Annotated in this window: 14 protein-coding genes; all 14 read right to left on the bottom strand. The window is 50.9% G+C overall.

Annotated features, from left to right (window positions below; genetic code table 11):
- Window positions 1-7: 7 nt before the first annotated feature.
- The 14 genes from prmA to ilvB all read right to left on the bottom strand — a co-directional run bounded on the left by prmA (window position 8) and on the right by ilvB (window position 12,656).
- Window positions 8-865 carry a 50S ribosomal protein L11 methyltransferase gene (gene prmA / locus F0P93_RS16340; protein ID WP_150877757.1) on the bottom strand — a complete coding sequence of 286 codons (858 nt, stop codon included), beginning with the start codon at window positions 863-865 and terminating at the stop codon, window positions 8-10.
- Window positions 866-1,009: 144 nt separating this feature from the next.
- On the bottom strand, window positions 1,010-2,149 hold the full coding sequence (locus F0P93_RS16335) for a 2-isopropylmalate synthase (RefSeq protein ID WP_150877756.1): 1,140 nt from the start codon (window positions 2,147-2,149) through the stop codon (window positions 1,010-1,012).
- A 40-nt stretch (window positions 2,150-2,189) separates the two neighbouring features.
- A complete protein-coding gene (leuB, locus tag F0P93_RS16330) occupies window positions 2,190-3,260 on the bottom strand; it encodes a 3-isopropylmalate dehydrogenase (RefSeq protein WP_150877755.1) in 1,071 nt (356 codons plus the stop codon).
- A 100-nt stretch (window positions 3,261-3,360) separates the two neighbouring features.
- Window positions 3,361-3,960, bottom strand: a complete 600-nt coding sequence (gene leuD, locus F0P93_RS16325) for a 3-isopropylmalate dehydratase small subunit (protein ID WP_150877753.1) — start codon at window positions 3,958-3,960, stop codon at window positions 3,361-3,363.
- Entirely contained in the window at window positions 3,938-4,288 is a 351-nt protein-coding gene (locus F0P93_RS16320; RefSeq protein ID WP_150877751.1) for a HepT-like ribonuclease domain-containing protein, read from the bottom strand. The genes leuD and F0P93_RS16320 overlap by 23 nt, the downstream gene beginning before the upstream one ends.
- Complete coding sequence (locus F0P93_RS16315) at window positions 4,285-4,563, bottom strand: nucleotidyltransferase family protein (RefSeq protein ID WP_191908835.1); 279 nt, start codon at window positions 4,561-4,563, stop codon at window positions 4,285-4,287. The genes F0P93_RS16320 and F0P93_RS16315 overlap by 4 nt, the downstream gene beginning before the upstream one ends.
- A gap of 4 nt (window positions 4,564-4,567) precedes the next feature.
- Window positions 4,568-5,971 carry a 3-isopropylmalate dehydratase large subunit gene (gene leuC / locus F0P93_RS16310; RefSeq protein ID WP_150877747.1) on the bottom strand — a complete coding sequence of 468 codons (1,404 nt, stop codon included), beginning with the start codon at window positions 5,969-5,971 and terminating at the stop codon, window positions 4,568-4,570.
- 2 nt (window positions 5,972-5,973) lie between these two features.
- The gene (locus F0P93_RS16305) at window positions 5,974-6,321 is read right to left on the bottom strand and encodes a HepT-like ribonuclease domain-containing protein (protein ID WP_150877745.1); all 348 of its coding nucleotides are present in this window, start codon (window positions 6,319-6,321) and stop codon (window positions 5,974-5,976) included.
- Window positions 6,305-6,616 (bottom strand): nucleotidyltransferase family protein, encoded by a 312-nt coding sequence (locus tag F0P93_RS16300; protein WP_150877743.1) that lies wholly within the window; start codon window positions 6,614-6,616, stop codon window positions 6,305-6,307. The genes F0P93_RS16305 and F0P93_RS16300 overlap by 17 nt, the downstream gene beginning before the upstream one ends.
- 5 nt (window positions 6,617-6,621) lie before the next feature.
- Window positions 6,622-7,890 carry a threonine ammonia-lyase IlvA gene (gene ilvA / locus F0P93_RS16295; protein ID WP_150877741.1) on the bottom strand — a complete coding sequence of 423 codons (1,269 nt, stop codon included), beginning with the start codon at window positions 7,888-7,890 and terminating at the stop codon, window positions 6,622-6,624.
- A 160-nt stretch (window positions 7,891-8,050) separates the two neighbouring features.
- Entirely contained in the window at window positions 8,051-9,094 is a 1,044-nt protein-coding gene (gene ilvC, locus F0P93_RS16290; RefSeq protein WP_138994824.1) for a ketol-acid reductoisomerase, read from the bottom strand.
- A gap of 40 nt (window positions 9,095-9,134) precedes the next feature.
- On the bottom strand, window positions 9,135-10,277 hold the full coding sequence (locus tag F0P93_RS16285; RefSeq protein ID WP_191908834.1) for a hypothetical protein: 1,143 nt from the start codon (window positions 10,275-10,277) through the stop codon (window positions 9,135-9,137).
- 35 nt (window positions 10,278-10,312) lie between these two features.
- Window positions 10,313-10,846, bottom strand: a complete 534-nt coding sequence (gene ilvN, locus F0P93_RS16280; protein ID WP_114407724.1) for an acetolactate synthase small subunit — start codon at window positions 10,844-10,846, stop codon at window positions 10,313-10,315.
- Between the two features lie 49 nt (window positions 10,847-10,895).
- Window positions 10,896-12,656: a biosynthetic-type acetolactate synthase large subunit gene (ilvB, locus tag F0P93_RS16275; protein ID WP_150877737.1), complete on the bottom strand. Its 1,761-nt coding sequence runs from the start codon at window positions 12,654-12,656 to the stop codon at window positions 10,896-10,898.
- Between the last annotated feature and the right edge of the window lie 35 nt (window positions 12,657-12,691).

Below are 12,691 nucleotides of genomic sequence, written 5' to 3'. Positions count from 1 at the left end.
CCGGAACCTAAACGGGATCGACCGCCGGTCCGTGGGTACTTTTGATAAATCGTAGTGAAACCCACTTATTTTGGGACAATTGCCCGGTTTTCGTCAGCCCTTCGGCCAACCCCTTTTCCTCAATATCCGGCGCGTCCTGTTCGTAAAAACCGCTTACCAGCAACGTACTCTCCGGTTTCATCAGCCGGACGTAAACCGGTATATCCTCCAACAACACGTTCCGGTTGATGTTAGCCAGCACGAGGTCGAACCGTTCCGCCGGATTAACGTCATGAATCGTGCCCTGAAAAACATCGATTTGCGAACAACCGTTCAGTTCGGCATTTTCGCGGGCGTTTTCAATGGCCCACTCTTCAATGTCAAACGCGATCACCCGTTCGGCACCCTGCAAAGCCGACAGAATGGCCAGAATGCCAGTGCCGGAGCCAACGTCCAGCACGGTTTTTCCGGCCGCATCGGCGCTCAGTTGATGTTCGAGCATCATCGCCGTCGTCTCGTGGTGGCCGGTTCCAAACGACATTTTCGGATTGATGACGATGTCGTACCGAAAACCGGCATCGGGTTCATGAAACGACGCCCGAACGCGAATCCGATCCTGCACGTCGATGGGCTGGTAATTCCGTTCCCACTCTTCGTTCCAGTTCTTCTTTTCTAACGAATTGATCTGATAGGCTATTGCGGTTTGATTGGCGTATTTATCGATAACCGACTGGACCGCAGTTTCATCAAAAGCGGATTCAGAAATGTAGGCATTCAGACCTTCATCGGTTTCAACGAAGGATTCGAAGCCCAGGGCTCCGAGTTCGGCCATGAAAATGTCGGTATAGTCGGCAGCAAGCGTCAGTTGTAGTTCCGTGTAGTTCATCCGGTAAAGAAAATAAATAAGGACAAGCTTCCGGCCTGTCCTTTGTAAAACCTGTCCTTCGTAAAACCTGTCCTTCGTAAAACCTGTCCTTCGTAAAACCTGTTAGGTCTTCAAGACCTAACAGGTTTCTGTTATCAGCGAATATCAGCGAACCAACTCCATCAAATCCTTGTCATTTACCTCTTTGCGGACATCGGCCATGTCGAGAAAACGCGTATAGATGGTGTCTAAAGTCGGTTTGTCATACCGGAAACCCAGCAGTTCAAGCCGGTGTTTCAGGGCGTGGCGACCACTGCGGGCCGTCAGCACGATCGACGATTCGGGAACGCCGACGTCGTGCGGATTCATGATTTCGTAGTTTTCGGAGTGTTTCAGAAAACCGTCCTGGTGAATGCCCGACGAGTGGGCGAAGGCGTTCCGGCCTACGATGGCTTTGTTGGCCTGCACGGGCATATTCATCATTTCCGATACGAGCTGGCTAACCGGGAACAACCGCTTGGCGTTGATATTGGTCTCAAAACCCAGTTCTTTGTGCACTTGCAACGCCATCACCACTTCCTCCAGCGAGGTGTTTCCGGCGCGCTCGCCAATGCCGTTGATCGTTACTTCCACCTGGCGCGCACCCTGCTGAATCCCGGCCAGCGTATTAGCCGTGGCCAGACCGAGGTCGTTGTGGCAGTGGATGGAAATAATGGCTTTGTGAACGTTCGAAACGTGTTCGTAAATATACTTGATCTTATTTCCGTATTCATCCGGCAGACAATAACCGGTCGTATCCGGGATGTTTACCACCGTCGCTCCGGCGTTAATGACGGCTTCGGTGAGTCGGGCCAGGAACGCAAGGTCGGCCCGGCCAGCGTCTTCGGCGTAGAACTCCACATCTTCCACATACGTCCGGGCGTGCTTGACAGCCGCAATGGCCTGCTCCACAATCTGATCGCGTGTGCTGTTGAATTTATTCCGGATGTGAATGTCTGACGAACCGATCCCGGTGTGAATCCGCTTACGTTTGGCGAATTTCAACGCTTCACCGGCGGCATCGATGTCTTCTTTTTTGGCCCGCGAAAGCGCGCAGATGACCGGTTCGGTCACCGCTTTCGAAATTTCAACAATGGACCGAAAATCGCCCGGGCTCGAAACCGGAAATCCCGCTTCAATAATATCGACGCCGAGACGCTCCAGTTCTTTCGCCACCACGATTTTTTCTTCGGTAGATAATTGGCTACCCGGCACTTGCTCGCCGTCGCGCAGGGTGGTGTCGAAAATATAAATCCGTTGGCTCATGGTTAATAAGAGTAAATTGGGATAGAGTGTTCTCGCTGAATCAAAGTTTGGAAAGTAGTTGCTTTCCCATGGCCTCCGTACCTAAAATCAGGTCGGCTGGCGTGTTGGAATCCGCAATGTCGCGGGTTCGGAAACCGGCTTTCAATACCTGATCGACGGCATCGACAACGGCTTCGGCTTCGGCTTTCATGCCAAACGAAATTTCCAGCATCAGAGCCGCCGACAACACCGACGCCAGCGGATTGGCAACGCCTTTGCCCGTAATGTCGTGGGCTGAACCGTGAATGGGTTCATACAAGCCTGTGGTGTCGCCGATGGATGCCGACGCCAGCATGCCCATCGAACCGGCAATCTGCGACGCTTCATCGGTCAGAATATCCCCGAACAGGTTGCCCGTTACGACCACGTCAAACCGGCGCGGATCTTTGATGAGCAACATCGCAGCGGCATCGATAAACTGGTGTTCCACTTCGACTTCCGGATACCGTTTGGCCACTTCCTGCACCACCTCGCGCCACAGTCGCGACGATTCCAGCACGTTGGCTTTATCGACTGAACACAGCTTTTTCCGACGGGTCATGGCCGCGTCGAACGCCTTGACGGCAATTCGTTCCACTTCGTAACGGCTGTAAATCATCAGGTCATACGCCGTGTCACCGCCGTCTTTCCGTCCTTTTTCGCCAAAATAAACGTCGCCTGTAAGCTCACGAAAGAACAGAATATCAGCACCTTGCAGAAACTCTGGTTTGATGCTCGACGCCTGCAACAGTTCGTCAAACAGCTTGATGGGCCGCAGGTTGGCGTACAGACCGAGTGCTTTCCGGATGCCCAGCAAACCCTGTTCGGGCCGGACTTTCGCCGACGGATCGTTGTCGTATTTGGGGTGACCAACGGCACCAAACAAAATGGCGTCCGACTGCTTCGACTTGGTGATGGTTTCTTCGGGAAGCGGATTACCCGTGGCTTCAATGGCCGCGTGACCAATCAGCGCTTCGTCGTACGTGAATTCGTGGCCGAATTTTTCCGCAATCCGGTCCAGAACCTGTTTCCCAACGGTGGTTACTTCCTGACCAATGCCGTCGCCGGCGATGACTACAATGTGTTTTTTCATTCCTCTTTCAATGAGCGAATGAGTGAATGAGCGAATGAGTGAATAGCTCCGCTAATACCTGCTTCCCGCGAAGCTATTCACTCATTCACTCATTTACTCATTAGAAATTAGCATGGGCTAGATCAAATTTTTTAACTTCTGAACTCAGACTCAACAGGTAATCGATGTCGTCGTAGCCGTTCATCAAACACTGTTTTTTATAGGCGTTGATGGCAAATGCTTCTTTCAAACCGTTTGCCAGAATAATCTCCTGGTTCACCAGATCGACGGTGATCTGCGTTTGCGAATCGGCTTCGATGGCTTTGAAGATTTCCGCCAGAAATTCGTCCGAAACCTGAGCGGGCAACACGAAATTATTCAGGGAATTATTTCTGAAAATATCGGCGAAAAAGCTGGAGATGACTACTTTAAAACCGTAGTCATGAATTGCCCAGGCGGCATGTTCGCGGCTGGAACCCATGCCGAAGTTTTTACCCGCAACCAAAATTTTAGCACCGGCGTAGATTGGATTGTTCAGCACGAAATCGGCTTTGGGCGTGTTGTCGGCCGTATACCGCCAGTCGCGGAACAGGTTATCACCGAATCCTTCGCGCGTGGTGGCTTTCAGGAACCGCGCCGGGATGATCTGATCCGTATCGATGTTCTCAATCGGCAGGGGAGCCGCCGTCGAGACGAGTTTATGCATGGTTTCTTTGCTCATTCTGAATTTCTGTTAACTTTTCCAACAAGGCTGGCAAATATGCTTTAACAGTATTGTAAACGGTTGAAGCTGATATTCCAAAGTATTCGTGGGCCAACTTGTTCCGCATGGCTCGCATCAATTTCCATTCGACCTCTGGATACTTAGCCTTTAATTGGTCTGATAAACGAATAGTTGCTTCTCCAATTATTTCAAAACGCCGGTAAACAGCATCCTGTATCAATGTACTTTGATTAAAATCGAGTTCCGTTACTTGCCTCATATAATCAAAAATGATGTTTATACTTTCAATTATGTCCTGCAAGTAAACCGTATCATCCCGATTCATATCAAATCGACTTTCCTTGCCAATACCCGATCGCGAATAGAAGGCTTAATAGCCTTATACTCAACAATGTCAATTGATTTATGTGTTAAATTCGATAGCTCTTCTTCAAATCGCAAAATATCAAACAACGTTATTCCTTCTGCTTCAATCAGAAGATCGACATCACTTTCATTCGTCTCTTCTCCACGGGCATAGGAACCAAAGACGGAAGCCTTGCGGACATTCTTGCCCAACAGATAGGTCTGAATCGTTTGAAAAAGCGTTTGACTTTGCATCGTGTTACACCAGTTCCCTAACATCCGTCACTTTCCCGGTCACTGCTGCGGCAGCCGCCATGATCGGGCTGGCGAGAAACGTTCGCGCGCCTTGCCCCTGACGACCTTCAAAGTTACGATTGGAGGTCGAAATGCAGTATTTACCCGCCGGAACCTTGTCTTCATTCATCCCCAGACAGGCCGAACAACCCGGTTCACGAAGTTCAAAACCGGCGTCGATAAACACCTGATCCAATCCTTCGGCTTTGGCCTGATTCGACACCTGAACCGAACCCGGCACAATCCAGACTTCTACGCCTTCGGCTTTGGTCTTGCCTTTCACAAATTCGGCCACCGTCCGCAGGTCTTCGATCCGGGCGTTGGTGCAGGAACCGATGAAGACGTAATCGACCGGTTTTCCAATCAATTCCATGCCCGGTTCCAGGCCCATATACGCCAGTGACTTCGTGTAGGATGCCAGCTCGCTCTGCGGTATTTCGCTCAGATTCGGAACGTGACTGTCTACGGCAATGCCCATTCCGGGGTTGGTTCCGTAGGTAATCATCGGGCCGATGTCTTCGGCTCTGTAGTTCAACTCCAGATCAAATTCAGCACCGTCGTCGGTTTTCAATTCCCGCCAGCGTTCAACGGCCTGGTCGAACGCTTCGCCCTGGGGTGCAAACCGCCGGCCGCGAATGTATTCGAACGTCGTTTCGTCGGGGGCAATCAGTCCACCACGCGCACCCATTTCGATGCTCATGTTGCAGATCGTCATGCGGGCTTCCATCGACAACCCGCGAATCGTATCCCCCGCGTATTCAACGAAATAACCGGTGGCACCGCTGGCCGATATTTGCGCAATGACGTACAGGATGATGTCTTTCGACGTCACGCCTTTGCCCAATTTTCCGTTGATGTTGATCCGCATCCGTTTTGGCTTGTATTGCAGAATACACTGCGTGGCCAGAACCTGCTCGACTTCGCTCGTTCCGATTCCGAACGCGACGTTGCCCAACGCACCGTGGGTGCTGGTATGACTGTCACCACAGACGATGGTCATGCCCGGTAAGGTCAAACCTAATTCTGGACCGATGATATGAACGATGCCCTGAAACGGATGTCCCAGGTCGTATAGTTCAATGCCAAAATCGGTACAATTCTTCCGCAATGTTTCGACCTGATGGCGCGAAAGGGCCTCTTTGATAGGCAGATGCTGGTCTTTGGTCGGCACGTTGTGGTCCGCCGTGGCTGTCGTCCGCGCAATGTTGAAAACCCCGATGCCGCGCTTCCGCAACCCGTCGAAAGCCTGCGGGCTGGTGACTTCATGGATAAAATGTCGATCGATAAAAACCGCATCCGGTCCGTCGTTCATCGCCTTGACGACGTGGGCGTCCCAGATTTTATCAAACAGTGTTGTGGGCTGATTCATAGCTATAGTAAGTCCTTTTCAAGCTCAATAATTAGATCAATCCATACTTTGGCAACCGGGACATCATCTGTAGCAGCATCCCAAACCAATTGGTAGTCGATTCCCCAATATTGATGTATTAACACGTCACGTAATCCTGCAAAACCTTTCCAATCAAGTTCATTATAGCGATATCGTATTGCGTCAGGAACTCGTTTGCTGGCTTCGCCAATAATTTCAAGACTTCTTACAATGGCTTTGTTTAAACGAACATCGGTAACGAAATCTTCAAAATTTATACCTGAAGTTTCTTCAATTATATATTGTAATTCCTGCTGAATATGCCGGATAAATTCAATCGTTGAGGGCATATTCAATCTCATTTTCAACTTCTTTTTTAACAAAAGGAGCCATTGCTTCCCAAGTAACTAACTGTACGTCGCGGTTCAGCAATTTTTCTAGGTAGTAGGCCAGATGAACATAGTTCTTGTATTTCTTTCGTCCTTCCAGGAATTCGACTACGAAATCAATGTCACTATCTTCCCGCTGTTGATTACGTACGAACGATCCGAACAAGCCGAGTCTAGCAGCTCCAAATTGCCTGATTGCAGCCTTATGAGACTGAATCAAAGCAAAAACCTGTTCTTTATTCTGTACTGCGTCCATACTACTCAAATCAAAAACTCAAACAAATCCGGCTTGTCGTTCAAATACTCAAACTGAATTTTGGCGTCCTGCATGCGTTTTCGCAAGGGCTCAAAATCCGCTTTGTTTTTTAACTCAATACCGACCAGGGCCGGACCGCGTTCGCGGTTGGTTTTCTTGGAATATTCAAACAACGTAATGTCGTCGGTTTCGCCCAGAACACCATCCAAAAACTCGCGCATCGCCCCGGCCCGTTGCGGAAACCGGATGATGAAATAATGCTTTAGTCCTTCGTAGAGCAGGGAGCGTTCCTTGATTTCTTCCGTCCGGGTAATGTCGTTATTGCCACCGCTAATCAGGCAAACGACGTTTTTACCCCTAATTTCATCCTTCAGGAAATCCAGCGCGGCAATCGTCAAGGCTCCGGCGGGTTCGGCGACAATGGCATCTTCGTTGTAAAGTTGCAAAATCGTGGTGCAAACCTTGCCTTCCGGGATCAGAATAACCTGATCGAGGTTTTGACGGCATATTTCAAAAGTCGTGTTGCCCGGACGTTTGACGGCGGCTCCATCGACAAATTTGTCAATTTCGTCCAGGGCGATGATATGCCCGGCGTCGATGGACACCTTCATGGAGGGTGAACCCAGCGGTTCTACGCCAATCAGTTTGGTTCTTGGACTCAACTGCCGAAAAACCGTCGATACGCCGGACGCCAGTCCGCCCCCGCCAATGGCCATCAGCAGGTAGTCGATTTTGAAATTGGAATCCTTGAAAATCTCCAGTCCAACGGTTCCCTGCCCTTCCATGACTTGCAGATCGTCGAATGGATGCACGAAAATGCTCTCGTGCGTATCGACGTATTCCATCGCGGCATGGTAGGCGTCGTCGTAGGTGTCACCAATCAACACCACCTCCACAAACTCTTTTCCAAACAGCTTGACCTGTTTAACTTTCTGATTGGGCGTGGTGGTGGGCATGAAAATAATCCCCTTGACGGCCATCTTGCGGCAGGCATACGCCAGCCCCTGCGCGTGATTACCGGCACTGGCGCAAACCACGCCTTTTGCCAGCGATTCGGCGGGCAAACTGGCCATTTTGTTGTAGGCCCCCCGAATTTTATAGGACCGTACAACCTGCAAATCTTCCCGTTTCAGGAAAATGGTGGCACCGTATTTATCGGACAGGTTCAGATTTTCCTGCAAAGGCGTGTGCGCAATAACGCCCCGCAATCGCTCAGCCGCCAGATAGATGTTGTCTACGTCCGGAAAGGTTATTTTTTTCTCCGCTTCTACCACGTTACAATAAGTTAAGACCGGCTTTCCGGTTAATTTAAGAGTTTGGGTCGGGCCGCCCTTTTGCGGTTTGAAACCAGGTAGTAAAGGTACGCAACAAAGAGAGAATACGTCTCCTGCCTTTCAACCACAAAAAAGTAGCCCGGCCCCAAAATCCTTAAATTTAGTTTCTCTCCGGACGCAGGCTGCGAACGGCCGTACCAGCCCGCCACATTTCCGACTCGCGCAATTCTTTCAGTTCTTCTTCCAGTTTTTCGCGGTAATCAGACTGCGAGTTGCGGGTGATCGAGATGTTCGCCTGCTCACCGGCTTTTACGGAATTGTACAGTTGTTCAAAAACCGGCTTGGTGGCATCCCGGAACGGCTTCCACCAGTCGAGCGCACCGCGTTGGGCCGTGGTCGAGCAGTTGGCATACATCCAGTCCATACCGTTTTCGGCCACAAGTGGCATCAGCGACTGCGTCAGTTCTTCCACCGTTTCGTTGAACGCTTCGGATGGAGAGTGACCGTTGGCGCGCAATACATCGTACTGAGCGGCAAAAATCCCCTGAATAGCGCCCATCAGTGTCCCGCGTTCGCCGGTCAAATCAGACGTTACTTCTTTATAGAAATTCGTTTCGAACAGGTAACCGGAACCCACGCCGATGCCCATGGCGATGGCCCGTTGGCGGGCTTTTCCGCTGGCATCCTGATAGATAGCGAAGCTGGAGTTCAAGCCTTTGCCTTCAACGAACATCCGGCGCAGCGACGTTCCGGAGCCTTTTGGAGCCACCAGGAATACATCGACATCATCGGGTGGAACAATACCGGTCTGGTCTTTGTAGGTGACGCCGAAACCGTGTGAGAAATACAGGGCTTTGCCGGCAGTCAGGTATTTTTTAACGGTCGGCCAAAGCTCGATCTGAGCGGCATCCGATAGCAAAAAGCAGATAATAGTCCCTTTTTCGAGGGCTTCTTCGATTTCAAACAAGGTTTCGCCCGGCACCCAGCCATCACGAACGGCTTTGTCGTAGGTTTTGCCTTTCCGTTGGCCAACGATTACATTGAAACCATTGTCGCGCATGTTCAGCGACTGACCCGGACCCTGAACACCGTAACCGATGACGGCGATGACTTCGTCTTTGAGGAATTCTCTGGCTTTTTCAAGAGGAAATTCTTCGCGGGTTACGACTTCTTCTTCAACTCCGCCGAAGTTAATTTTTGCCATTGCTTGACTGGTTTATTTTAAATTAAAATTGATTACTGCTTTATGGAAAACTAATTGAATACATCAGCGAAATCACGGCACTGCTCAGCAACACCACCCGCAACTGACTGCGGGTCAGATACCGGTTCAGAATGGCCAGCGCGAAAAAGAACGCCATGAAGCCAAACGACAGCGACCGCGTTCCGTCGGCCACCAAAACCGCTACGACCATCGTCAGCAGCCAGGCTCCTCCGAGCAACACCAGTTCCAGCCACTGCCGCCGAACGGCCAACGCCCAGAACGCCACCAGCAAAATGAGCCACATGCCTTCCAGCCCCCGCGCCATCTTGTCGCCCACGTAACTCATGCTCCAGGCCAGTGTGCGGGCCGACCAGGACGCATCGTGGCCGATTTTCATGCCGTAGGTCAGTTCCAGCCATTTGCGAATACTACCGTAAATGACCACACTAACCACCAGCGCCACCAATGGCACCGGAATCTGCCGAATGTCAAACTTCCGGGTTTGAACCACGGTTTTCAATACCGGCAAGGCATACCACAAACCGATGTACGACGAGTTGATCAACGCCCGTTCGTCGCACCAGAACGCTAGCTGCGTGAACAAAATGACCAGCAACGGATTCCGGAAATACACGGCCAAAGCCATGAAACAGAACACATACCCGTCGCCGTGGCCAAAATAGTTGATAAAAAACGCGATCCCGGCATAAATAGCTGTAAAGCCCGTCAGGAAATAAAACGTCAGGACTTTATCCTGCAAAATTTTATAAACGATTCCGGTTACCGCCCACAGAAAAACCAACCCCAGCATCACCTGCAACAGATACAGCTTGGCAACGCCCAGCCGGAAAAAATGCACCAGCAGTGGAATCGTCAGCCGAAAGGTCTGATTCGCTTCGTGTGTTCCCGGTTCATACGTATTGGGTTCGAACAGATGCCCGCTTTGCCGGATGATGTCGTCCCAGAAAAACCCATCCAATAGCCCCGGACGTCGTATTTCCTCGTATAAATACCGAAAACCTCGGTCGATAAAGATGCTGTTCAGCAGTAACAGACTACCCATCGAAATCAAAAGGGCCAGGCTTACCAGTCGTAGTTTCCAAAACCGGTTATTGAAAAAAACAGAAAGCCGTTGCTCAAGCTGATAAATTGGTGCCGCTAAAGAGGGTGGTTGCTGCTGCATGAACGTGCATTAATTCGGCCGCAAATATCGCATTTCTACAAATAATATTCCCACTCATACTCAGGCAAATACTCGACCAGTCCCTTTTCGGTTTTACCAACCGCCACCCGGCCCGACCGCACGAACTCCAGAATACCGTGGGGCTTGATGTAACTGAAAAATTCAAAAATCTGCTTTTCCGAGCCGGTTTTCTCAATCACGACGTAATCCAGTTGCCAATACACCACCCAGGCATTGAAATTCTTGTTGATGTATTCAATGTCCAGCGGTTTGGACCCCAATGGCGTGGCAATCTTGAAAAGAGCGATTTCGTTCGACACGATTTCGTCGTTCAGGTATCCGAAAACCGCCATCACTTCGATGATTTTCCGAATCTGGCGCACTAATTTTTCAACCGCTTCCCGCGAATCGTGCTTGATCACGATGGTAAAGCGCGAAACGCCCATCCGTTCCGTTTCCGAAACCGTCAGACTTTCGATGTTAATCCGCCGACGGGTAAAGATGATGGTGATCCGGTTGAGGAGACCAATCGTGTTTTCGGTGAATATGCAAATGGTGTATGTATTCATATTTCGTTTAAACTTTAAACCGCACCGGCGGCCCGGCTCAAATGATACCTCATTCCAACCGAATATCCGCAACACTCGTCCCGGCAGGAACCATCGGGAATACGTTTTCCTCCTGCTCGACAATGATTTCCAGCAAATACGGCGTTTCGGAGGCCAGCAGCGTATCGAGCGATGCCGACAGATCTTCCCGTTTGGCGCAGGTGTGCCCCACAATGCCAAAGCCTTTCGCAATCGTGATGAAATCCGGATTCTGCAATTCCACGAATGAATACCGGCGTTCAAAAAACAACTGCTGCCACTGACGAACCATTCCTAAATAATTGTTATTCAGGATGATAATTTTCACCGGAAGTTTATTCTGCGCAATCGTACCCAGCTCCTGAAGCGTCATCTGGAAACACCCGTCGCCAATAATGGCAATCACTTCGCGGCTCGGATCGCCCACTTTAGCACCAAAAGCCGCCGGAAGCGCAAATCCCATCGTTCCCAAACCGCCGGAGGTAACCAGACTGTGCGGTTTTTTGAATTCATAGTACGCAGACGTCATCATCTGGTGCTGACCCACGTCGGCCACCATCACGGCTTCGCCGTTCGTCTTTTTCGACAGCAGGTTAATGGCTTCCGCCATTTTTATTTTTTCGGTCGTCGGAGCCAGTGCGGGCTGCGTAACCTTCTCCTCTTCAATGTCGTCGTATTTCCGAAACTCGTTGCGCCAGGCCGTATGGTCGTTTTCGTTCACCAGCGGCATCAGGCGGTTCAAGACTTCCTTCACATCGCCAATCACCGGGGCATCGGCCTTGATCACTTTGTCAATTTCCGCCGGATCGATCTCGATATGAACCACTTTGGCCTGACGGGCAAACAGTTCGGCGTTGCCCGTTACACGATCATCGAACCGCATGCCAATGCCAATCAGCAGATCGCACTGGTTGGTCATCACGTTGGAACCGTAGTTGCCGTGCATGCCCAGCCAGCCGGTATACAAGGGATGATCGTCCGAAAGCGCCGACTGACCCAGCAAGGTGGTGGCCACCGGAATACCGGTTTTTTCAACAAATGCGAGCAGTTCTTTTTCGGCTTTGGAAATCAGCACCCCATGCCCAACGAGCATATACGGTTTTTTGGCCTTGTTGATCAGTTCGGCGGCTTTTTCGACCTGGTCCTGTTTCGGTATCAACCGTGGGCGGTAGGTGCTTACTCGCTCACACTTTTTGTAGTGGAAAGACTTGGTCATCAGTTCCACCTGCGCATTCTTCGTAATATCGATCACCACCGGCCCCGGACGGCCCGACTGGGCGAGGTAAAAGGCTTTGGCAATAATCTCCGGAATTTCGTCGGCGCTGGTGATCTGGTAATTCCATTTCGTGATCGGCATGGTGACGCCAATGACATCGGTTTCCTGAAACGCGTCCGTTCCCAACAGTTTCATCGCCACCTGCCCCACCAGACAAACCATCGGCGTTGAATCGATCAGCGCATCGGCAATCCCGGTTACCAGATTCGTTGCACCCGGCCCCGAAGTCACCAGACAAACACCGGCCCGGCCCGTCACCCGGGCATAGCCTTCGGCGGCATGGGCGGCTCCCTGTTCGTGGCGCACCAGAATGTGGTTCAACCGGTCCTGATAATCGTACAGCGCATCGTAGACCGGCATGATGGCCCCACCGGGATAGCCGAAGATGGTTTCTACACCCTCTTCCACCAATGCCTGCATGAGTGCTTCGGCACCCGTCAGGGGTTTTAGCAATTTAGCAGACGGAACAGCCGGTTGCGGTTTTTCTGCCGTTAATTCAATGACCGTCGTATTCATCGTATTGTCTGTTTATATTCAGTCGGTTAGCACGA

Origin of the sequence: Larkinella humicola (assembly GCF_008727875.1) — a bacterium.
Taxonomy (GTDB): domain Bacteria; phylum Bacteroidota; class Bacteroidia; order Cytophagales; family Spirosomataceae; genus Larkinella; species Larkinella humicola.
This window is presented reverse-complemented; position numbering and strand designations above follow the sequence as displayed.